The 20,441-nt window shown below is 65.5% G+C and carries 21 protein-coding genes; 10 read left to right on the forward strand and 11 right to left on the reverse strand.

Annotated features, from left to right (window positions below):
* Positions 1-66: 66 nt before the first annotated feature.
* The 4 genes from HZI36_RS13495 to HZI36_RS13510 all read right to left on the reverse strand — a co-directional run bounded on the left by HZI36_RS13495 (position 67) and on the right by HZI36_RS13510 (position 3,636).
* Complete coding sequence (locus HZI36_RS13495) at positions 67-1,362, reverse strand: NAD(P)/FAD-dependent oxidoreductase (protein WP_179403142.1); 1,296 nt, start codon at positions 1,360-1,362, stop codon at positions 67-69.
* A 52-nt stretch (positions 1,363-1,414) separates the two neighbouring features.
* Complete coding sequence (locus HZI36_RS13500; protein WP_179403143.1) at positions 1,415-2,146, reverse strand: amino acid ABC transporter ATP-binding protein; 732 nt, start codon at positions 2,144-2,146, stop codon at positions 1,415-1,417.
* Positions 2,143-2,802, reverse strand: coding sequence for an amino acid ABC transporter permease (locus tag HZI36_RS13505; protein ID WP_179403144.1), 660 nt, complete (start codon positions 2,800-2,802; stop codon positions 2,143-2,145). Before HZI36_RS13505 ends, HZI36_RS13500 begins: the two co-directional genes overlap by 4 nt.
* A 75-nt stretch (positions 2,803-2,877) precedes the next feature.
* Entirely contained in the window at positions 2,878-3,636 is a 759-nt protein-coding gene (locus HZI36_RS13510) for a substrate-binding periplasmic protein (RefSeq protein ID WP_179403145.1), read from the reverse strand.
* 371 nt (positions 3,637-4,007) lie between these two features.
* Between HZI36_RS13510 and HZI36_RS13515 the strand changes: the two genes are divergently transcribed.
* Positions 4,008-4,844, forward strand: a complete 837-nt coding sequence (locus tag HZI36_RS13515; protein WP_179403146.1) for an IclR family transcriptional regulator — start codon at positions 4,008-4,010, stop codon at positions 4,842-4,844.
* A gap of 589 nt (positions 4,845-5,433) precedes the next feature.
* Here the strand turns inward: HZI36_RS13515 and ettA are convergent.
* Entirely contained in the window at positions 5,434-7,101 is a 1,668-nt protein-coding gene (ettA, locus tag HZI36_RS13520; RefSeq protein ID WP_179403147.1) for an energy-dependent translational throttle protein EttA, read from the reverse strand.
* 373 nt (positions 7,102-7,474) lie between these two features.
* Between ettA and HZI36_RS13525 the strand changes: the two genes are divergently transcribed.
* From HZI36_RS13525 to HZI36_RS13530, 3 genes are all read left to right on the forward strand, one after another.
* Positions 7,475-8,167, forward strand: a complete 693-nt coding sequence (locus HZI36_RS13525; RefSeq protein WP_179403148.1) for a hypothetical protein — start codon at positions 7,475-7,477, stop codon at positions 8,165-8,167.
* A 211-nt stretch (positions 8,168-8,378) separates the two neighbouring features.
* Positions 8,379-8,636: a hypothetical protein gene (locus HZI36_RS27350; protein ID WP_343050171.1), complete on the forward strand. Its 258-nt coding sequence runs from the start codon at positions 8,379-8,381 to the stop codon at positions 8,634-8,636.
* Positions 8,633-9,055 carry a lysozyme inhibitor LprI family protein gene (locus HZI36_RS13530; protein WP_179403149.1) on the forward strand — a complete coding sequence of 141 codons (423 nt, stop codon included), beginning with the start codon at positions 8,633-8,635 and terminating at the stop codon, positions 9,053-9,055. The genes HZI36_RS27350 and HZI36_RS13530 overlap by 4 nt, the downstream gene beginning before the upstream one ends.
* A gap of 122 nt (positions 9,056-9,177) precedes the next feature.
* Here HZI36_RS13530 and ychF read toward each other — a convergent pair whose 3' ends face one another.
* Positions 9,178-10,272, reverse strand: a complete 1,095-nt coding sequence (gene ychF / locus HZI36_RS13535) for a redox-regulated ATPase YchF (RefSeq protein WP_179403150.1) — start codon at positions 10,270-10,272, stop codon at positions 9,178-9,180.
* A 227-nt stretch (positions 10,273-10,499) separates the two neighbouring features.
* Between ychF and HZI36_RS13540 the strand changes: the two genes are divergently transcribed.
* Both HZI36_RS13540 and HZI36_RS13545 read left to right on the forward strand, forming a co-directional pair.
* On the forward strand, positions 10,500-10,802 hold the full coding sequence (locus HZI36_RS13540) for a hypothetical protein (RefSeq protein WP_179403151.1): 303 nt from the start codon (positions 10,500-10,502) through the stop codon (positions 10,800-10,802).
* Positions 10,799-11,284 carry a hypothetical protein gene (locus tag HZI36_RS13545; protein ID WP_179403152.1) on the forward strand — a complete coding sequence of 162 codons (486 nt, stop codon included), beginning with the start codon at positions 10,799-10,801 and terminating at the stop codon, positions 11,282-11,284. The genes HZI36_RS13540 and HZI36_RS13545 overlap by 4 nt, the downstream gene beginning before the upstream one ends.
* A gap of 157 nt (positions 11,285-11,441) precedes the next feature.
* Here the strand turns inward: HZI36_RS13545 and gstA are convergent, their stop codons facing one another.
* Positions 11,442-12,047, reverse strand: coding sequence for a glutathione transferase GstA (gene gstA, locus HZI36_RS13550; RefSeq protein ID WP_179403153.1), 606 nt, complete (start codon positions 12,045-12,047; stop codon positions 11,442-11,444).
* A gap of 207 nt (positions 12,048-12,254) precedes the next feature.
* On the opposite strand from gstA, the gene HZI36_RS13555 reads away from it, so the two are divergent.
* The 4 genes from HZI36_RS13555 (at position 12,255) to HZI36_RS13570 (ending at position 16,927) form a co-directional block, all read left to right on the forward strand.
* Positions 12,255-13,433 (forward strand): UbiH/UbiF family hydroxylase, encoded by a 1,179-nt coding sequence (locus HZI36_RS13555; protein ID WP_179403154.1) that lies wholly within the window; start codon positions 12,255-12,257, stop codon positions 13,431-13,433.
* 89 nt (positions 13,434-13,522) lie between these two features.
* Positions 13,523-14,251, forward strand: a complete 729-nt coding sequence (locus HZI36_RS13560) for a DsbC family protein (protein WP_179403155.1) — start codon at positions 13,523-13,525, stop codon at positions 14,249-14,251.
* 100 nt (positions 14,252-14,351) lie between these two features.
* The gene (locus HZI36_RS13565) at positions 14,352-16,154 is read left to right on the forward strand and encodes a M61 family metallopeptidase (protein ID WP_179403156.1); all 1,803 of its coding nucleotides are present in this window, start codon (positions 14,352-14,354) and stop codon (positions 16,152-16,154) included.
* Between the two features lie 176 nt (positions 16,155-16,330).
* Positions 16,331-16,927 (forward strand): FMN-dependent NADH-azoreductase, encoded by a 597-nt coding sequence (locus HZI36_RS13570; protein ID WP_179403157.1) that lies wholly within the window; start codon positions 16,331-16,333, stop codon positions 16,925-16,927.
* A 95-nt stretch (positions 16,928-17,022) separates the two neighbouring features.
* Here the strand turns inward: HZI36_RS13570 and HZI36_RS13575 are convergent, their stop codons facing one another.
* The 4 genes from HZI36_RS13575 to trpD are packed head-to-tail and all read right to left on the reverse strand — an operon-like array spanning position 17,023 to position 20,436.
* Entirely contained in the window at positions 17,023-17,934 is a 912-nt protein-coding gene (locus HZI36_RS13575; RefSeq protein ID WP_179403158.1) for a uracil-DNA glycosylase, read from the reverse strand.
* A gap of 6 nt (positions 17,935-17,940) precedes the next feature.
* The gene (locus tag HZI36_RS13580; RefSeq protein ID WP_179403159.1) at positions 17,941-18,567 is read right to left on the reverse strand and encodes a CYTH domain-containing protein; all 627 of its coding nucleotides are present in this window, start codon (positions 18,565-18,567) and stop codon (positions 17,941-17,943) included.
* Entirely contained in the window at positions 18,567-19,352 is a 786-nt protein-coding gene (trpC, locus tag HZI36_RS13585) for an indole-3-glycerol phosphate synthase TrpC (protein WP_179403160.1), read from the reverse strand. The genes HZI36_RS13580 and trpC overlap by 1 nt, the downstream gene beginning before the upstream one ends.
* Positions 19,353-19,404: 52 nt before the next feature.
* Complete coding sequence (trpD, locus tag HZI36_RS13590; protein WP_179403161.1) at positions 19,405-20,436, reverse strand: anthranilate phosphoribosyltransferase; 1,032 nt, start codon at positions 20,434-20,436, stop codon at positions 19,405-19,407.
* Between the last annotated feature and the right edge of the window lie 5 nt (positions 20,437-20,441).

Here is a 20,441-nt window from a genome sequence, read left to right on the forward strand (position 1 = left end):
CCCAAATGCCGTTCAGTTAAGCGACTAAGCGGCATTTTTCTTTGGGTGCGCTTGGTTACGGTAAGGCTAACCGGGATATCCCAGCGTGTCTCGCAATCGGTACCAGTTGATTGCCAGCGCAGCGCCGAGCTGGCGGGCGGGGTACAGCGGAAGCCGCGCGACGGGGGTGACGGGGAAGTCGAGGTGCGAGCCATCGCTCCCACGGACGGCCTGCGCGAGTACGCGTCCAAGCGCGGTCCCCATCGCTACACCGCGACCGCAGTATCCATAGGCTGTCCAGAGGCCGTCCGCCAACCGGTGCAGACGTGGTAAGTCGTCGATGGTCATGCCAACCCGGCAAACCCAGCCGTGAGGCCAATCCACGCCAGCAAGTTCCGGGTAGCGCTTGATGGCCGCATTTCGAAGTTGTTCGCGCGTCGCGGGGTCGAGCGTATTGGCAGAGCGCCCGCGGCCCCCGATGACGAATCGCCCCTCTGGATCGATGCGGCAGTAGTACGTGATTTTTCGCGTCTCGGAGACGCCCGCGTGATGCGGCATGATGCTGTGTAGCAACGAAGGCGGGAGTGGATCCGTCGCGATCTGCGCACTCGATACCGTGACATACGACTGCGCGACCGCAGGCCAAAGCCGGTCGGTATAGGCGTCGGTGGCCAGAATCACCTGGCGCGCACGAACGATGTATCCATTCACGGTCAGCGTGACGCCCGTTCCGGCCGGGTTGATCGCGCTGACGTGTGAATGCTCATGAATGGTCGCGCCACACGAGACGGCGGCGTTGGCGAGCCCGCGTGCATAGGCGAGCGGATGCACGGCACCGGCACGACGCTCAAGCAGACCTGCCGGCCAGAACCTTGAGCCGCTCGCCGCTGCCATGGCGTCGCGATCAAGGTATGCGACATCACCGCCGAAGTTGTTGATCTCTTCGGCCCGGGCTTGCAGATACCGGGCCGAAGCATCGGAGAACGCGCCCTGGATCCAGCCGTCCCTCGTCGGGGCGCAATCGATCCGATAACGCTCGACGAGCTCGAAGAGCTCATCCGCGTTGCGGTACGCAAAGCGCATCATGCGCACGGCGGTTTCAGCCCCGAAGCGTTTTACCAGTGCGGATGGAGTCGGTTTGAAGCCCGGTACCACCTGGCCACCGTTGCGGCCGGATGCGCGGTGCGCGATCTCGTGTGACTCGAAGAGAGCGACGTTGACACCAGACTGGGCAAGATGGAGCGCAGCCGACAATCCCGTGAAGCCGCCGCCGATCACCGCTACGTCGGCCGAGAGTGGCCCGGCAATCGATGGCGTCGCAGCGCGTGCGGGCGTAGTGGCCGCCCACAATGTGGATGCTGGAGAAAACGGACTTTGTGTCATGTAAAACCTATACGTTATGCCGATACGGATGCGATAAACGTCTCTCGCCGCGTCAATCAGCGTGCGTGACGCGCCGCAGGAAATCCCGCAAGCGCTCGTTGCTTGGCGCGGTCAGGACTTCCTTCGACGGTCCCTGCTCGACGATTCGCCCGCCATCAAGAAACAACACGCGATCGGATACGTTTCGTGCGAAGTCCATCTCGTGCGTGACGATAATCATGGTCATCCCTTTCTCTGCCAACCCGCGCATGACGGCCAGGACCTCGCCGACCAATTCCGGATCAAGAGCGGAAGTGGGCTCGTCGAACAGGATGGCTTCGGGCCGCATCGCCAACGCGCGTGCGATCGCAACTCGTTGTTGCTGGCCGCCGGACAACTGGTGCGGGTAGTGATTGACCTTGTCCGCCAGACCCACGCTCGCGAGCAGTTCGCGTCCTCGCCGGTCCGCCTCGGCCGCATCTTCGCCTTTCACATGAACGGGACCTTCCGTCACGTTCCCGAGAGCTGTGCGATGGGGGAAGAGATTGAAACGCTGGAACACCATCGCGACCCGTTGCCGAACCAGGCGAATTTCCGATTGTTTGGCGTCGACGCGCGTGCCCTCTACGGAAATACAACCCTGGTCGTATCGCTCCAGTCCGTTGATACAACGCAGCAACGTCGATTTCCCCGAACCGGATGGTCCGATCAGGCAAACGACTTCACCAGGATTGATTTCGGCATTGATTCCGTTCAGGACACGGTGTGTACCGAATGACTTGCTCAAGTTCTCAATCTTGATCATTTGCTTTTCCCCATGCGTTTTTCGAGGCGACCGATCGAATACATCATCGGCAGGCTCATTGCGAGGTACATCAGCGCGACGAGCGTAAATACAGTCGAACTCTTGAACGTTGCCGACGCGATCAGCTTGCTTTGCATCGACAACTCAACCACGGTGATGACTGCGGTTTGGGACGAGTCCTTGAGCATCATTACGACGTTGTTGCCGTACGGAGGCAGCGCCATGCGCAGCGCCTGCGGCAAGATCACTCTTCGCATCAATTTTGCCCGCGACATGCCCAACGACTGTGCGGCCTCGAACTGCCCGACATCCACGGCGTTGATGCCGGCGCGAAACACCTCTGCCATATAGGAGGAATAGGCGATGCCGAGGCCCAGGGCGCCGGCTTGAAAGGCGCTCAGGCTGATGCCGATCTCCGGGATGACGAAATACATGTAAAACAGCACCACGATGATCGGAATGCCGCGAATGACGTTGGTCAGCACGCGGCTGGCGTGCGCAAGGGGGGCAATACCACTTACGCGCAGCAGCGCCCAGCACAAGCCGAGTACCGTTGCAATCACCAACGCCGTCGCGGTGATGCAAATGGTGGTCAGTGCGCCTTGCAGCAGCAACGGAATATATGCCACTGCGTCAGTCAGGAAGGAATCGAACATCAGCAACTCCGGGGCTTATGCACGGATCCCCTTGAAGCCAAACCGCAGGGCCGCGTGCGTGGTTCTGGAAAACGATCAGGAAGCGACGCCCCATTTCGCTAGGATCGCGTTCAATTTGCCGTCCTGGCGAAGCTTGGCGATTGCCGCATTGAGCTTCGCCACCATTGCTGTATCGCCTTTCTTCACAGCCAGCGCGATGTTGGTTGCAATCACCGGCTTGTAGGTGCTGACAAGGCGCACCTTCGTTCCGATCTGGCGTACCTGATAGGCGACGACGGGACCGTCGCCAAATGCGGCGTCCAGGCGGCCGAGCGCGATGTCTCGAGCCATGTCGGCCATCGTGTCGTACATCTTCACTTCCTTGAAGCCACCGGCCGCCTTGATCGGATCAACATAGGCCGTACCGATCTGGACGCCGACGGTCTTGTTTCTCAGGTCTGCAAAGCTGCGGTAGGGGGTCGTGTCGTTGGCCGGCACCATCAAGCCTTCGCCATAGCTGACGACGACATCCGTGAAATCGACAGCCTCGGCGCGTGCCGGTGTTCGTGCGAATGCGGAGGCGATGATCTGGATCTTGCCGGTTTGCAAGGCAGGCACGAGTGACGTGAACGGAATCGGCACGATATCCGGCTTGAAGCCCACTTCCTTGCCGACTTCATTCGCGATGTCGATCATCACGCCCTTGAGCGTATTGGTCTGCGGGTCGAGATAGTTGAACGGCACCGCGCTTGGCGTAGCACCGACTTCCAGGACCGGCTGGTCGGCGTATGCCGCCGAGAACACGGTGGTGGCCGCCACCACGGCGACCAAGGACTTCATGGCTTTCTGAAACATGTGGACTCTCCTTGTAAAACCATCACTGATGGCACGTGGACCGGGCCGGGAAACGTCGGTTGGAGCCTGGCTCTCGGTATGTCTTTGTCGTATCGCATAGCGATAGATACATATTGAGTAATGATAGAATCCTGCGTCAGGACTTGAGAGCCGTCAATAGTCTGAAATCCCAGTTGCGTGGCGAAAAACGATAGGTAGACCCAAACCCGGGTCGAATGGATCAGGCAATTGGGTCTTTTTTTCGACGAAGATGTGGTGGAAAAGGCGAGGTGCTTGACCTACGCTTCGTAGCGTCATACGGTAGTGGTATATCGAGATGCGATAGATAAATTTATCAATCGGGCGACCTCGTCGCCAACGTGCGGACCACCATGAACCCGGAAGACTCGACCCTCTATGTGCAGTCCCTTGCCACCGGCATTGCCGTGCTTGATGCATTTGATGTGCAGCATGCGGCGATGAGTTTGCCGGAGATTGCCGCAGTCGCTGGCATCAGCCGCAGCGCGGCACAGCGGTTCGCCTTCACGCTCGAGGCAATTGGCCTGCTGGTCAAGGACCCGGCCACCAAGCGCTATTCGTTGTCGTCGCGAACGCTGGACGCGGGCTGCCACTATCTGCAATCGCACCCGCTGCTTGATCGTGCAAATCCCTATCTGCTTGAGCTCAATCGCAACTCTGGCGAAACGGTAAACCTCGCGGAACCGACCGGTACCGACATGATCTACATTGGTCGTTTCGCCAGTCCATTGCGACTGATGGTGCACATGCCCATTGGTCGTCGGCTGCCGATGTACTGCTCTTCAACCGGGCGCGCGTACCTGTCGTGTTTACCGGAGGAGCATGCCCGCGAAATTCTGCAAAGCACGGAGCGGACGCGCTTCACGCCGAACACGATAGTCGATTTGGAGGAACTGATCGTGCGTCTTCAAATGGCGCGTCGGGACGGATACGCGTACTGCAACGAAGAGTATTACCTGGGAGACCTTGCGCTCGCGGTGCCGGTGTTCGATCTAGGGCAGCGTGTCGTCGCCAGCCTGCAGTTGTCTGTACCCGTATCCAAGTGGACGCTCAAACGAGCGGTGTCGCGGTTTGTCCCGATGATGCAGGAGACAGCTCGCCTGATCTCCACCACACCGCCTACGCAGCGCGCTTTGGCGTCGCTTCTCGGACCCAATGCGGATCAACCGGCCACGTCAGGGCGGAGGTAAGCGTCGCAATGCCGGCGGTCGCCCGCAGGTCGCTCGCGAAGGCGGCAGACCGAACCCACATGCCGAGTTCGTCGACGACGGTGCACGGTGGAGTGTTGGTCCAGGCGATCGGCCAGCCAACGCGAAACGACGATCGCCGTGATTCGGCGGCGGTACGCCGGCGAATACAAAGTGGTGCTGCAGTTCGACAGCGGAAAGGTCGATTGCTTTTCGCTGCTGCAGTTGCTTCCCGTCCCGACGCACTGAATTCGCCGCTAGCGCCGACGTGTGACTCGCCTTGACGCTCGGGTGTGATGGAGGCGCGCTGCGAGGTGGGTCGTCGCCCCAGCCGCTTGCCCGCCGGGTTGACACGCGTCGGGGACGCAAGCCGCGCCGGGCGGCCGGAATCAGGAATACGCTTCCCTATGGGGCCCGCTACGTTCCGTCACGCGACCCCGGACCAGTCGTACCACCTGCTCGGCCGGCAAACGTCGGCGGCGAATGCTTGCCGCCGACGTCACGTGTAAAAGGTCCGGTGATTGGAAAGCATCGCGCCCGCTTCGTCCGGCTGCCCGCGTTGCCCGCGCTGCCCGTGTTCGTGCCGATCGGCTTACCTGCTGATCGGCTTGTAGCGGATCCGCTTCGGCTTCGCCGCTTCCTCGCCGAGGCGCGCGCGCTTGTCCGCTTCGTATTCCTGGTAGTTGCCGTCGAAGAACACGACCTGCGAATCGCCTTCGAACGAGAGGATGTGCGTCGCGATCCGGTCGAGGAACCAGCGGTCGTGCGAGATCACCATCACCGAGCCCGCGAATTCGAGCAGCGCGTCCTCGAGCGCGCGCAGCGTTTCGACGTCGAGGTCGTTCGACGGCTCGTCGAGCAGCAGCACGTTGCCGCCCGCGATCAGCGTCTTCGCGAGATGCAGCCGCCCGCGCTCGCCGCCCGACAGGTTGCCGACGTTCTTCTGCTGGTCCGAGCCCTTGAAGTTGAAGCGGCCGATGTACGCGCGCGACGGCGTTTCGTACTTGCCGACCGTCAGGATGTCCGCGCCGCCCGAGATCTCCTCGAACACGGTCTTCGAGCCGTCGAGCGCGTCGCGGCTCTGGTCGACGTACGCGAGCTTCACGGTCGGGCCCTGCACGATCTCGCCCGAATCCGGCTGCTCCTTGCCCGTGAGCATGCGGAACAGCGTCGACTTGCCGGCGCCGTTCGGGCCGATGATCCCGACGATCGCGCCGGCCGGAATCTTGAAGTTCAGGTTGTCGATCAGCAGCCGGTCGTCGTACGCCTTGCTGACGTTCTTGAACTCGATCACTTCGTTGCCGAGGCGGTCGCCGACCGGGATGAAGATTTCCTGCGTCTCGTTGCGCTTCTGGTATTCCTGGCTGTTCAGCTCCTCGAAGCGCGCGATACGCGCCTTCGATTTCGCCTGGCGGCCCTTCGGGTTCTGGCGCACCCACTCCAGCTCCTTCTTGAGCGCCTTCTGGCGCGCCGATTCCGACGCTTCTTCCTGCTTCAGCCGGTTCTCCTTCTGGTCGAGCCAGCTGCTGTAGTTGCCCTTCCACGGAATGCCGTGGCCGCGGTCGAGTTCGAGAATCCACTCGGCCGCGTTGTCCAGGAAGTAGCGATCGTGGGTGACCGCGACGACCGTGCCCGGGAAGCGCGTCAGGAACTGCTCGAGCCATTCGACCGATTCCGCGTCGAGGTGGTTGGTCGGTTCGTCGAGCAGCAGCATGTCGGGCTTCTCGAGCAGCAGCTTGCACAGTGCGACGCGGCGCTTCTCGCCGCCCGACAGGTGCGCGATCTTCGCATCCCACGGCGGCAGGCGCAGCGCGTCGGCGGCCACTTCGAGCTGCTGCTCGGGGCTGCCGCCGTCGCTCGCCGCGAGAATCGCCTCGTACTTCGCCTGCTCGGCCGCTAGCGCGTCGAAGTCGGCGTCCGGCTCCGCGTACGCCGCGTAGATCTCGTCGAGCTTCTTGTGCGCCTGGAACACGTCGCCAAGCCCATCCTCGACCGCCTCGCGCACGGTCTTCTCCGGATCGAGCTGCGGCTCCTGCGGCAGGTAGCCGATGTTCAGGTTCGGCATCGGCGTCGCTTCGCCTTCGATGTCGCGGTCGGCGCCCGCCATGATGCGGATCAGCGTCGACTTGCCCGAGCCGTTCAGGCCGAGCACGCCAATCTTCGCGCCGGGGAAGAACGACAGCGAGATGTCCTTCAGGATCTGGCGCTTGGGCGGCACGATCTTGCCGACCCGGTTCATCGTGAAAACGTATTGGGCCATGTGGGTGTGAAAGTCAGAAGTAGCGGAAAGGGAGGACGCCGCGCGGCGGGTTCGCGTGGCGGCATCGGGTGAATCGGACCGGCGTGCCGCGCGTCGGGCGGCGGGTTCGCCGCGTGGTCGGCGGCGCGGAGCCGGTATTGTACTTCGGCGGGAGCGGGTGCTGGCGCGGCGGCGGGCCGTACGCGAACGCGTGATGGGGTGCGACGGACGTCTGGCTGCACGCGGCGCCGGCGAGCGCGGCGATTCGCCTGTGCCGGGCGTCGGTAGCGCGGCGCTACAATCGCCATACGCCGTCGTTCGTTCTTCGTTCGATTCGATCGCGGCGCGCGCAGTGTTTCCTCGACTCCATCAATCAGAACAAAGAGAGGTCATCATGCGATTCCGTTCCTGGATGATCGGCTTGACGTGCGGGCTCGTCGCGTCGCCGATCGCGGTCGCTGCGCAGACCGCCGATACCACCGACGACTGGGACGCCGCGCGGCACGTGCGGGTCGACTGGGTCTACGTGACGATGAAGCAGCCAGACATCGTGCGCACGCTCGACAATGCGATGAAGGATCAGGTCCGCTGGGCGAATCTGCCGCAGAACAGCCCGGACGTCGAAGCGTTCCGGTGCGTGAAGCTCGCGCTGCCGCCGCCGACACCCGCTGCGCTCGCGGCGTTCGAATCGGCGCCGTCGTCGATGGGCCGCGACGCGGACAAGGCGTACGCGAAGGCGGCGTCGCTCGGCTACTGGCGCGCGGCCGCGCGGCTCGTGAACAGCGCGCTCGACGACGAGGACTGGGAATCGGCGCAGCCGATCGTCGCATGGCTGCTGAAGCATCATGTGCCGGCCGGCTACAACAAGCTCGCGGACATGTTTTATGCGATGTCGAGCTACGACGGCGAATCGCCGGGTGCGGATACGAGCGCGATGATCGTGTCGCTGCGCTGGCGTGCGGCGCTCGAAGGTGATCCGGTCGCGCAGACGGACATGGCCGATCTGTTCGCGGAGCCGAAGCCGAAGGTGGCGGCGTCGCTGAGGGCGTGTGCGAGCGGGCAGAATCCGGGGTTGGCGGGGCCGTGAGGGGTATGGTGGGCCGTCACGGATCAAGCGGGATCATTATTCCGGATCGTAACGCCGCCATTCGGAACACTGCGGGGAACACTGCGGCGCAGGCCAACTGCCGAAATAGCTTGTGAGATACCACTCGGTTCGCCGTCTTCTTGTCTGATGATAAGGTGCGTAGTCCACGCGGCCGTCGTGGACCAAGAACCACGCTTCGAGAGGGCGAAAAATGGCAAACGAAGGCATGCGATTGAGTGAGGCCGGCTGGACTGCGTTGCGTATCCGGGAACACGCGATCATGGCGTACTACAACGATCAGGCGAACAATTGCACCTATGGCGTTGGCACGCTCGCTCACTACGGGCCGTGCACGCTTCACCCACGGGACGCGAATGGGCGTCGGTTGGCGCCAGTGCGCTCAAACGGTCTCGTGAATCGACGCAGGCTCGAAACCGCGCCGTTCCGCCGGCAGCAGGGGGGCCAATGAAGTTGCTCTTTTTCGGACTGCTGCTGGCATCAGCCAGTGCATTCGCCGGCCAGACGCCGGCCCAGGAAATCTCGGCGCGCAGCGGGCTACCGGCGAGCGAGGTCGATGCGCTTCTCTCCGACTGCGATGCAAACCAGACGAGCATGAACTTCTGCGCGTGGCGCGACCAACTCGTCGCCGAGCGCGAGCTGCAGCAGGTCGTCGACCGGCAGTCGAGCGAGCACCCGGAGCGGAAGGCCGCGCTCGACGCGAAGATGGCGAAATGGAGGAAGGCGCGTGACGCGTCGTGTCAGCGGGCGGCGCGAAAAGAGTGGGGTAACGGGTCGATGCGACCGGCGGCGCAAGCGGTCTGCGCGACCGCCGCGACGAAGAAGATGACGAAACGGTTATCGGCGACATCCACCCGCAACGCGTCGTGAGTCCGGTCCGGAAATGAAATAGCCCGATCGGCGTGCGTCGGCGTAAGCCGATCGGGCTGTTTCGGTCAGGCCGATCACCACCAAAGCCGCGCGCAAGCGGGCCCTGCGATTGGCTTCGGCCGTCAGACGTTGAACAAAAAGTTCATCACGTCGCCGTCGTGCACGACATATTCCTTCCCTTCCGCGCGCATCTTCCCGGCTTCCTTCGCGCCTTGCTCGCCCTTGTACGCGATGTAGTCGTCGAACGCGATCGTCTGCGCGCGGATGAAGCCGCGCTCGAAGTCGGTATGAATCACGCCGGCGGCCTGCGGCGCGGTGTCGCCGACGTGGATCGTCCACGCGCGCACTTCCTTTACGCCCGCGGTGAAGTACGTCTGCAGCCCGAGCAGCTTGAAGCCCGCGCGAATCACGCGGTCGAGGCCCGGCTCGTCCATCCCCATGTCGGCGAGGAACGCTTCCTTGTCCGCGTCGTCGAGATCGGCGATCTCGGCCTCGATCGCCGCGCACACCGCGACGACCGGCGAGTGCTCGCCTTCCGCGTATTTGCGCACCGCGTCGAGGTGCGGATTGTTCTCGAAGCCGTCGTCCTTCACGTTCGCGACGTACATCGCCGGTTTCGCGGTGATCAGGCAGAACGGCTTGATCAGCGCCTGCTCGTCGTCCGACAGCGCGAGCCCGCGCACCGCCTTGCCCTGGTCCAGTTGCGCGCGCACCTTGTCGAGCACCGCGACGAGTTTCCCCGCTTCCTTGTCGTTGCCCGACTTCGCGGCCTTCGAATAGCGCGCGAGCGCCTTCTCGACGGTGCCGAGGTCCGCGAGCGCGAGCTCGGTGTTGATCACTTCGATGTCGTCGAGCGGGCTCACCTTGCCGGCGACGTGGATGACGTTGTCGTCCTCGAAGCAGCGCACGACGTGCGTGATCGCGTCGGTTTCGCGGATGTTCGCGAGGAACTGGTTGCCGAGGCCTTCGCCCTTGCTCGCGCCCGCGACGAGGCCCGCGATGTCGACGAACTCGACGACGGCCGGCATCACGCGCTCGGGCTTCACGATCTCGGAGAGCGCCTTGAGGCGCGCGTCCGGCACCTCGACCACGCCGACGTTCGGCTCGATCGTGCAGAACGGATAGTTCTCGGCGGCGATGCCCGCCTTGGTCAGCGCGTTGAACAGGGTGGACTTGCCGACGTTGGGCAGGCCGACGATCCCGCATTTGAGGCTCATGGAAAACCTTTTTCTATCAATGGTTTGCGGCCGGCAGTCATGTCGCTTTCCCTCCGGCGGCGACCGGAGCGCGACAGCCGCGGCGTGAATTCGGGGACGAGACGAACGGCGCGAATCCGGGCGATCGGGGCGCGATTTCGCACGCTTCCATACTCGAAAAAACGTGATTGTAACGCTTTCGGACGTACGGATCGGCAGGTCTCGAACGGTAGCCACCGGGGGCGCCCGTGGTGCCGAGCTCGCCGTCGCCGATGCGGTCGACGCCGGGAATCGTGGCCGGAGCGGATCTCGCGGCGGGCGCAATCGCAGCGACGGATGCGGTCATTGAAGGATCGACCAGTCAGGTTTTCAGGAAAAATATTTCAGTCAGAAAGACTGTTTCGGCTGACGCGCATCAAGCTTCGCAGTGCCCGGATATTTGGCTATATTTGGATTTCAAGAAAAGCCGTTTGAAACAAAAAAAATACCGGCGTAAGTCTGATTTAACGCTGGTTAACGTTTCTTCACAGTTCCCGGGGGATGGAAAATGAAGCGCCACGCTGAGTCGGACGTCGGCATTGAAACTCTCGTCGCTTATCTTCGCGATAGCGGTCGACATTCCTGCGAAGTGCAGCCTGACGGCATTGCGCTGCGAGCCGGCAACGGCTTTGATATTCACATCGCGCTCATCACGGCCGGAAAATTCATACGATTCAGCGCGTTGCTGCCGCTGAACCCGGAGATATCCGCCACCCGAAAGCGCGAACTGATGAAACGGCTGAACGAGAACGCGTTTCCCCGCGTATTCGCGTCGGACCGAGGCCAGGATCTGAGCGTCGCTTATGTGATGCCTTACGGTCACGGCCTGATTGCGGAGAACTTCGTCGCCACTGTGAGCCGGTTCGCATCGCTGCTGGAATTCGTCGTCCAGGACGATAGTGGTGACGGACGTATCGATCTCGGCAGTCCGGCACCCGTGCCTGCGGCTGTCTGCGAGGCATCCGAGATGGCCGTCGCGGACCTGGCGTATTGATCCGGGATATCGAGCGAAAGATTCCGGCCCTTATCGGGCCTTATCGGGCCGTATTGGGCCGCATCGGGCCGCATCGGCCCGTGCGGGCCGCCGCCCATCGATGCATGGATGTTATCGGTGTGCGGCGACGGCGTTCGCGGCGAACGCGCGACCGGGTTCAGGCGAGGCCTTCCGCCTTCATCGCCGCCTGAACTGCCGGACGGGCGCCGACGCGCGCGTGGAACGCGACCAGATTCGGCCACGTCGCGAGGTCGAGCTTCGCGAACTTGAGCCAGTTCAGCACGGTGAACAGATAGGCATCCGCGACGGTGAAGCCGTCGCCGAGCAGGAACGACTGGCCGGCGAGCGCGTCGTTCGCGTAGCCGAGGCGGCGTTCGAGATTCGCGGTCGCGCTGGCCTTCCAGTCGTCGCTGGCGGCCGGATTGAAGAACGGCGAGCAGGACTTGTGCAGTTCGGTGCCGATGAACGTCAGCCAGCTTTGCAGCCGGTAGCGCTCGATCGTGCCGTGCGCGGGGGCGAGATGCTTGTCGGCGGCCTGGTCAGCAAGGTACTGGACGATTGCCGGCCCTTCGGTCAGCACTTCGCCGCTGTCGAGCTGCAGCGCCGGCACGTAGCCCTTCGGGTTGATCGTCTTGAAGTCCTTGCCGGTCTCGGTGAGCTTGGTTCCCAGGTTGACGGTTTCAGTTTCGTATTTCAGGCCGGCTTCTTCGAGCACGATATGGGGGGACAGCGAACAAACGCCAGGCGTCAGGAAAAGCTTCATGCGCAGGGTGACCTCGTGATCGGTGTGTGCGGAATGGTCGGGCGGGATGCCTGGGACTTCCGCGGTCTTGCATCGGCGCTCGCGGCGCCGCGCATCGAGTCCGGAGGAGTCGTGCCGGACGGCGCATGCGCCCCGGATGTTACCAGCGGTTCCGGCCCCTTGCCTGGCTGACGCCGCGCATCGTTTGCGCGGGGGCGCGCCGCTATAATGCCCGCCATGACTGCCCACCCGAATTTCGACGTCGCCGTGGTCGGCGGCGGCCTCGTCGGCAAGACGGCCGCACTCGCGCTGACCCAGTCCGGCTACAAGACCGCGCTGCTCGCCCAACCGGCGACGCCGCGTCCCGCCGATCTCGCGTACGACTCACGGATCTACGCGCTGTCGGCGAGCTCGCAGGCGCTGCTCGAACGGCTGCGCGTGTGGCAGGCGCTCGATCACGGCCGGCTCGCGCCCGTCTACGACATGCGCGTGTACGGCGACGCGCACGCCGAGCTGCATTTCTCCGCGTATCAGGCGTCGGTGCCGCAGCTCGCGTGGATCGCCGAATCGTCGCTGATCGAGGCGTCGCTTGATGCCGCGCTGCGCTTCCAGCCGAACCTCACGTGGTTCGACACGCGCGCGCAGGGCCTCGACCTGCGCGGCGACGCGGCCGTGCTCACGCTGTCGTCGGGCCAGGTGCTCGAGGCGGACCTCGTGGTCGGCGCGGACGGCGCGCATTCATGGGTGCGCTCGCAAATGGGGGCGAAGGTCGAGCGGCGCGATTACCGGCAGACGGGCGTCGTCGCGAACTTCAAGGCGTCGCTGCCGCACCGCGAGACCGCGTACCAGTGGTTCCACGACGGCGAGATCGTCGCGCTGCTGCCGCTGCCGGACGGCCACGTGTCGCTCGTCTGGTCCGCGCACACCGCGCACGCGGACGAATTGCTCGCGCTCGATCCCGCGCAGCTCGCGGCCGAGGTCGAGCGCGTGTCGCAGTGGCAACTCGGCACGCTCGACTGCGTGACGCCCGCGCAAGGCTTTCCGCTCGCGCTGCAGACGGTCGACCGGCTGATCGCGCCGCGCGTCGCACTCGTCGGCGACGCCGCGCACCTGATCCACCCGCTCGCCGGCCAGGGGATGAACCTGGGCCTGCGCGACGTCGCGTCGCTCGCCGACGCGATCGCGCACAAGGAGAGCTTCCGCGATCTCGGCGACACCGTGCTGCTGCGTCGCTACGAGCGCTCGCGGCGCGAGGACATCCGCGCGCTGATGGTCGCGACCGACGGCCTGCAACGGCTGTTCGCGGTGCCGGGCCCGTTCGCGCGCGCGGTGCGCAACGCGGGGATGGCGTTCGTCGGCGCGCAGCCGCTCGTGAAACGCTGGCTCGTGTCGGCCGCGCTCGGCTGACGAACCTTCGCGCACGCCGCCGGCCGGACACGCGCCCGTCCGGCGTACACTGTGCGGGATACATTCCGATTGAGAGAAGGAAGCATTCGATGAAAAAAACCATACGCATCGCGTCGCTCGCGCTCGCCGTCGCGGCGGCGGCGCTCGGCTGCACCGCGCAGGCCGACCAGGTCACCGACAAGCTGAAGGCGACGCTGCAGGCGCGGCTCGGCAGCGACGCGCCGATCAAGAGCGTGACGAAAGCGCCGGTCGCGGGGCTCTACGAGGTCAATCTCGGCACGCAGATCATCTACAGCGACGCATCCGGCGACTACGTGCTGCTCGGCGATCTCGTCGATACGAAGACGCACAAGAACATGACCGAAGCGCGCCTGGCGGACCTGAACCGGATCGATTTCGCGAGCCTGCCGTTCGCGAACGCGATCAAGGTCGTGAAGGGCAACGGCGCGCGCAAGATCGCGGTGTTCTCCGATCCGAACTGCCCGTACTGCAAGCGGCTCGAAACGACGCTGCAGTCGGTCGACAACGTCACCGTCTACACGTTTCTGTATCCGGTGCTGACGCCCGATTCGACGGTGAAGTCGAAGGCGATCTGGTGCGCGGCCGACCGCGCGAAGTCGTGGGAGAGCTGGATGATCGACCACCACGCGCCGACGAACGCCGCGAACTGCGACACGACCGCGCTCGACAAGAACCTCGAGCTCGGTCGCGGCATGAACGTGACGGGCACGCCGACGATCTTCTTCGCGGACGGCCGGCGCCTGCCCGGCGCGGTGTCCGCCGACCAGCTGAACCAGGCGCTCGCGTCGACCAAGTGACGCGCGGGGCCGCGAGGCCCGGCCGTCGGGAGAGGCGCCCGCATCCGACGTGCGGCGCCTCTCGTCGTTTTTGCCGCCGTATTCCCGACCGATTCCCATGATGACCAAGCCGATCCGCTATTCGATTGTTCCGAAGGACCCCGCCGCGCACCTGTTCGAAGTGACCGTGACGGTCGCCGATCCCGATCCCGCCGGCCAGCGGTTTTCGTTGCCGGTGTGGATTCCGGGCAGCTATCTGGTGCGCGAATTCGCGCGCAACATCGTGACGCTCGCCGCGTTCAACGAAGCCGGGCGCAAGGTGCGGATCGAGAAGACCGACAAGCACACGTGGCAGGCCGCGCCGACGAAGGGCGAGCTGACGCTGCGCTACGACGTGTACGGCTGGGATCTGTCGGTGCGCTCCGCGTATCTCGACGACGGCGGCGGCTTCTTCAACGGCACCGCGGTGTTCCTGAGCGTCGCGGGCCGCGAGGACGCGCGGTGCGACGTCGACATCGCGAAGCCCGCCGGCGACGCGTTTCGCCGCTGGCGCGTCGCGACTGCGCTGCCGGAGGCGCGCGGCACGAAGCGCTACGCGTTCGGCGCGTATCGCGCGTCGAACTACGACGAGCTCGTCGATCATCCGGTCACGTTCGGCGAGTTCGAGCTCGCGACGTTCGACGCGCACGGCGTGCAGCACGACGTCGCGATCGCGGGCCGCGTCGCGCGTCTCGACATGGAGCGGCTCTGCGCGGACCTGAAGCGCGTGTGCGAAGCGCAGATCGCGCTGTTCGAGCCGAAGTCGAAGCAGGCGCCGATGGCGCGCTACGTGTTCATGACGCAGGCGGTCAGCGACGGCTACGGCGGCCTCGAGCATCGCGCGTCGACCGCGCTGATCTGCAACCGCACCGATCTGCCGGTGAAGGGGCGGCCCGACACGTCGGAAGGCTATCGCACGTATCTCGGCCTCTGCAGCCACGAGTACTTCCACACGTGGAACGTGAAGCGGATCAAGCCGGCCGCGTTCGCGCCGTACGATCTGACGAAAGAGAACTACACGTCGCTGCTGTGGCTGTTCGAGGGCTTCACGTCGTATTACGACGACCTGATGCTCGTGCGCAGCGGGCTGATGTCGCAGGACGAATACTTCGCGGCGCTCGGCCGCACCGTCGGCGGCGTGCTGCGCGGCAGCGGGCGCCTGAAGCAGAGCGTCGCCGAGAGCTCGTTCGACGCGTGGATCAAGTACTACCGGCAGGACGAGAACGCGGCGAACGCGATCGTCAGCTACTACACGAAGGGCTCGCTCGTCGCGCTCGCGTTCGATCTCGCGATTCGCGGCCAGACGCGCAATCGCAAGTCGCTCGACGACGTGATGCGGCTCCTGTGGCAGCGCTTCGGCCGCGATTTCTACCGGGGCAACGCGATCGGCGTCGGCGAGGGCGAGGTCGAGCAACTGATCGAGGAGGCGACGGGCGTCGCGCTCGGCCGGCTGTTCGACGACGCGGTGCGCGGCACGCGCGACCTGCCGCTCGCCGAGTTGCTCGAGCCGTTCGGGGTGACGCTCGCGCCGGATCTCGGCGCGAAGGGCGCCCAGCCGAAACCGTCGATCGGCGCGCGCCTGCGCGGCGGCGCGGACTGCACGCTCGCGGCGGTCTACGAAGGCGGCGCCGCGCATCGGGCAGGGCTGTCGGCCGGCGACACGCTGATCGCGCTCGACGGATTGCGCGCGAGCGGCGCGAACCTCGACGCGCTGCTCGCGCGCTACCGGCCCGGCGACAAGGTGGAGATCCACGCGTTCCGCCGCGACGAGCTGCGCACCGTGCGGCTGAAGCTCGACGGGCCGGACGTCGTCCGCTATGTCCTGAGCGCGAATCCGAAGCCGGCCGCGCAAGTCGCGGCGCGCGACGCCTGGCTGAATGGCTGAATGGCTGACTGCGCGGCTGACGGGGCGGGCGGCGGCGGGCGGCGGCGGGCGGCGGCGATGCCGATTGTCCCGCTGTTGCAACAATGCGTCGCCGCTGGCCGTCTTTTTCGGCACAAAGTGGCCGCGCACAATGGCGTCACTCGCGCTGCTAACGCGCAGACCACTTGGAGCCTGACATGACGACCATCCTGCAAATCAATTCCGCGGCGCGTTCGCAAGGCGCGCAATCCACGCTGCTGGCCAACGAACTGACGGCGAAGCTGCAACAATCGAATCCGGGTGCGGCCGTGACGGTCCGCGACCTGCAAGCCGATCCGCTGCCGCACCTCGACGACGCCGTGCTCGGCGCGTTCTTCACGCCGGCCGAGCACCGCTCGCCGGAGCAGAATGCGCTCGTCGCGAAGAGCGACGCGCTGATCGCCGAACTGCAAGCCGCCGACATCATCGTGCTGGGCGCTCCGATGTACAACTTCGGCGTGTCGTCGCAGCTCAAGACGTACTTCGACTGGATCGCCCGCGCGGGCGTCACGTTCCGCTACACGGAAAACGGTCCGGAAGGCCTGGTCAAGGGCAAGAAGGTGCACGTGGTGGCGGCGCGCGGCGGCAAGTACGCCGGCACGCCGAACGACACCCACACGCCGTACCTGCGCAACTTCCTCGGCTTCCTCGGGATGGGCGACGTGAACTTCATCTACGCGGAAGGCCTGAACATGGGCCCGGATGCCGCCAACGCAGCGCTCGCCGGCGCGCGCGAAGCGATCGCCGCCGCTTAACGTCGATCGGTCGATCGGTCGATCGTCGGACGAAACGACAACGCCGCGCACCGAAAGGTGCGCGGCGTTGTCGCGTATGGAGAAGCGGGCGGTGTTTACGCCAGCGTCGCTGCTTCGTCCGGCAGCCGCCAGTCGATCGGCGCGCGGCCTTGCCCGGCCAGATAGTCGTTCGCGAGCGCGAAGTGCCGGCAGCCGAGAAAACCGCGATGCGCGGACAGCGGCGATGGATGCGGCGCCTCGAGCACGCAGTGCTCGGCCGGATCGAACAGTGCGCGCTTCGCCTGCGCGTGTGCGCCCCACAGCATGAACACGAGCCCGCGATGGCGGCGGGCGAGCTCGCGGATCAGCGTGTCCGTGCATTGCTCCCAGCCGCGTTTCGCGTGGCTCGCGGCCGCGCCGCGCTCGACGGTCAGCACGGTGTTCAGCAGCAGCACGCCCTGGCGCGCCCAGGTGTCGAGGCAGCCGTGATGCGGCGCGTCGTGGCCGAAGTTCGCGGCGATCTCCTTGAAGATATTGCGCAGCGACGGCGGCGGCTTCACCGACGGCGGCACCGAGAACGCGAGGCCGTGCGCCTGCGGCGTGCCGCGGTCGTCGCCGTGGTACGGATCCTGGCCGAGGATCACGATCTTCACGTCGTCCGGATGCGTGAGCCGCAGCGCGCGGAACACGTCGGCCGGATAGACGGTCTTGCCGGCCGCGCGCTCGCCGTCGACGAAACGGCACAGCGGCGCGTACGTGTCGCTCGCGATGAACGGCGCGAGCAGCGCATGCCAGTCGGGCGGCAGCGCGTCGAACTGCGCGGCGAGATGGAGGATGCCGTCGGCCGCGGACGCGGGCGGCTCGCCGGCGGCGGCCGGAGCAGACATGGGCGGCTTGCCGGCGGCGGCCGGATCGGACATGGGCGGTTCGCCGGCGGCAGCCGGCGCGGACGTGAGCGGCGCCTCGTGAACCGGCTCGTCGAACAGCGACGCCTGTTGCGGCGCGCGGGAAGTCTTACGGGTGGCCATGCGCGATCATTGCGCGCGCAGCCGGTAGCCGCGCTGCGCCTTGCTGATGTTGTCGGGGGTGAGGCCGGGCAGTGCCTGCTGCAACTCGGCGGCGAGCGTCGCGAGCGCCGTTTCCGGCCCGTCGATCAGCTCGAGCTCGATTTCGCTGATCGGTTCGCGGCGCGTTTCGTCGTCGGCCTGAACGGTGATCTCGCCGAGATCCACGGCGGCTTCGATCGTCGCGCCGCCGATCGCGATGCGCCACAGCGTGCGCGAGAAATCGGTGCGGAACAGCGCGTGCAGCGTGGGCGCCGCATCGCGCAGCGCCGCGCCCGCTTCCGGCACGTCGCACACGGCGACGAGCGCATCGATGTCGAGCGCATCGCCGGCGACGGGCAGCTCCCATTCGTGCCGCCGATGCAGGCCGCCTTCCGCGCTGCCGGCCGTCTTGAACGTCTGCAGCCAGCCCTGCGGCGCGCGGCGCACCCGCACCGCGCTCTTCGCGCGGGCGAGCGCGAGATCGGGCGTGTCGTAATAGACGTTCGCGAGCGCGATCTCGCGGCCGGATTCGCCGGTCAGCGTCGCGAAGAATCGGCGTGCCGCGTCCGCGTTCGCGGCCGGTAGCGCGAGCTTGATTTCGCGTTCGATCGCCATCAGAAGAACATCCGCGCGAGCTCCGCGCCCGGGTGCTCGGCGCGCATGAACGCTTCGCCGACGAGGAACGTGTGCACGTCGGCCGCGCGCATCGTGTCGACGTCCGCGCGCGACAGGATCCCCGATTCGGTCACGACGATCCGGTCGGCCGGAATCATGTCGAGCATGCCGAGCGTCGTCTGGATCGTCGTCTCGAACGTGCGCAGATTGCGGTTGTTGATGCCGAGCAGCGGCGTTTTCAGCGTCAGCGCTTCGGTCAGCTCGTCGCGGTCGTGCACCTCGACGAGCACCGCGAGCCCGAGCGAGTGCGCATACGCTTCGAGATCCTGCATCTGCGGCGTGTCGAGCGCGGCGGCGATCAGCAGGATCGCGTCGGCGCCCATCGCGCGCGCTTCGAGGATCTGGTACGGATCGATGATGAAGTCCTTGCGCAGCACCGGCAGCGCGCAGGCCGCGCGCGCTTCTTCGAGATAGCGGACGCCGCCCTGGAAGAACTGCTCGTCGGTCAGCACCGACAGGCACGCGGCGCCATGCGACGCGTACGAGCGCGCGATGTCGGCCGGCACGAAATGCTCGCGCAGCACGCCTTTCGACGGGCTCGCCTTCTTGATTTCGGCGATCACGGCCGCCTGGCCTGCCGCATGCTTCGCGCGCAGCGCGCCGGCGAAGTCGCGCAGGTCGCGCGTCGACGCCTCCAGCTTCAGCGCTTCGAGCGGCGTGCTTTGCATCGCAGCGGCCACTTCTTCGCGCTTGACCGCGATGATTCGTTCGAGGATGTCGCTCATGAAAATCTCGTGGATCGATCGGATTCGGAATGCGCTCGGCGGGTAGACGCGCTCAGCGCTTGAATTGTTGCGTGAAGCGCACGAGCTCGTCGACCTTCGCGCGCGCGTGGCCGCTCGCGATCGCGTCGCGCGCGAGCTGGATGCCGTCGGCGATCGACGCGGCGATGTTCGCCGCATAGAGCGCGGTGCCCGCGTTCAGCGTGACGATCTCGCGCGCGACGCCGGGCTGGTTGTCGAGCGCGCCGAGCAGCATCGCGCGCGATTCTTCGGCGTTCTCGACCTTCAGCGTGCGGTTCGACACCATCTGCAGGCCGAAGTCTTCCGGATGGATCTCGTATTCGTGCACCTGGCCGTCGCGCAGCTCGCCAACGAGCGTCGCGGCGCCGAGCGACACCTCGTCCATCCCGTCCTTGCCGTACACGACGAGCACGTGCTGCGCGCCGAGCCGCTGCATCACGCGCACCTGGATGCCGACGAGATCCGGATGGAACACGCCCATCAGCTGGTTCGGCGCGCCGGCCGGGTTCGTCAGCGGGCCGAGGATGTTGAAGATCGTGCGCACGCCGAGCTCGCGGCGCACCGCCGCGATGTTCTTCATCGCCGGATGGTGGTTCGGCGCGAACATGAAGCCCATGCCGGTCGCCTCGATCGATGCGGCGACCTGATCGGGCTGCAGGTCGATGTTGACGCCGAGCGCCTCGAGCACGTCGGCGCTGCCGGACTTGCTCGACACGCCGCGGTTGCCGTGCTTCGCGACCTTCGCGCCGGCCGCGGCCGACACGAACATCGTCGCGGTCGAGATGTTGAACGTGTGCGAGCCATCGCCGCCGGTGCCGACGATGTCGACGAAGTTCGAGTTGTCGGCGACGTGCACGTGGTTCGCGAACTCGCGCATCACGGTCGCGGCGGCGGCGATCTCGCCGATCGTCTCCTTCTTCACGCGCAGGCCGGTGAGGATCGCGGCGGCCATCACCGGCGACATGTCGCCGCGCATGATGAGCCGCATCAGATGCAGCATCTCGTCGTGGAAGATTTCGCGGTGCTCGATCGTGCGCTGCAGCGCTTCCTGCGGGGTGATCGTCATCGTGT

The sequence above is a fragment of the Burkholderia guangdongensis genome (assembly GCF_013403875.1).
GTDB classification, from domain to species: Bacteria; Pseudomonadota; Gammaproteobacteria; order Burkholderiales; family Burkholderiaceae; genus Burkholderia; species Burkholderia guangdongensis.

Coding starts and splice junctions, on each gene's coding strand:
- HZI36_RS13495 (WP_179403142.1), bottom strand. CDS start 1,362: ATGACACAAAGTCCGTTTTCTCCAGCATCCACATTGTGGGCGGCCACT.
- HZI36_RS13500 (WP_179403143.1), bottom strand. CDS start 2,146: ATGATCAAGATTGAGAACTTGAGCAAGTCATTCGGTACACACCGTGTC.
- HZI36_RS13505 (WP_179403144.1), bottom strand. CDS start 2,802: ATGTTCGATTCCTTCCTGACTGACGCAGTGGCATATATTCCGTTGCTG.
- HZI36_RS13510 (WP_179403145.1), bottom strand. CDS start 3,636: ATGTTTCAGAAAGCCATGAAGTCCTTGGTCGCCGTGGTGGCGGCCACC.
- HZI36_RS13515 (WP_179403146.1), top strand. CDS start 4,008: ATGAACCCGGAAGACTCGACCCTCTATGTGCAGTCCCTTGCCACCGGC.
- ettA (WP_179403147.1), bottom strand. CDS start 7,101: ATGGCCCAATACGTTTTCACGATGAACCGGGTCGGCAAGATCGTGCCG.
- HZI36_RS13525 (WP_179403148.1), top strand. CDS start 7,475: ATGCGATTCCGTTCCTGGATGATCGGCTTGACGTGCGGGCTCGTCGCG.
- HZI36_RS27350 (WP_343050171.1), top strand. CDS start 8,379: ATGGCAAACGAAGGCATGCGATTGAGTGAGGCCGGCTGGACTGCGTTG.
- HZI36_RS13530 (WP_179403149.1), top strand. CDS start 8,633: ATGAAGTTGCTCTTTTTCGGACTGCTGCTGGCATCAGCCAGTGCATTC.
- ychF (WP_179403150.1), bottom strand. CDS start 10,272: ATGAGCCTCAAATGCGGGATCGTCGGCCTGCCCAACGTCGGCAAGTCC.
- HZI36_RS13545 (WP_179403152.1), top strand. CDS start 10,799: ATGAAGCGCCACGCTGAGTCGGACGTCGGCATTGAAACTCTCGTCGCT.
- gstA (WP_179403153.1), bottom strand. CDS start 12,047: ATGAAGCTTTTCCTGACGCCTGGCGTTTGTTCGCTGTCCCCCCATATC.
- HZI36_RS13555 (WP_179403154.1), top strand. CDS start 12,255: ATGCCCGCCATGACTGCCCACCCGAATTTCGACGTCGCCGTGGTCGGC.
- HZI36_RS13560 (WP_179403155.1), top strand. CDS start 13,523: ATGAAAAAAACCATACGCATCGCGTCGCTCGCGCTCGCCGTCGCGGCG.
- HZI36_RS13565 (WP_179403156.1), top strand. CDS start 14,352: ATGACCAAGCCGATCCGCTATTCGATTGTTCCGAAGGACCCCGCCGCG.
- HZI36_RS13570 (WP_179403157.1), top strand. CDS start 16,331: ATGACGACCATCCTGCAAATCAATTCCGCGGCGCGTTCGCAAGGCGCG.
- HZI36_RS13575 (WP_179403158.1), bottom strand. CDS start 17,934: ATGGCCACCCGTAAGACTTCCCGCGCGCCGCAACAGGCGTCGCTGTTC.
- HZI36_RS13580 (WP_179403159.1), bottom strand. CDS start 18,567: ATGGCGATCGAACGCGAAATCAAGCTCGCGCTACCGGCCGCGAACGCG.
- trpC (WP_179403160.1), bottom strand. CDS start 19,352: ATGAGCGACATCCTCGAACGAATCATCGCGGTCAAGCGCGAAGAAGTG.
- trpD (WP_179403161.1), bottom strand. CDS start 20,436: ATGACGATCACCCCGCAGGAAGCGCTGCAGCGCACGATCGAGCACCGC.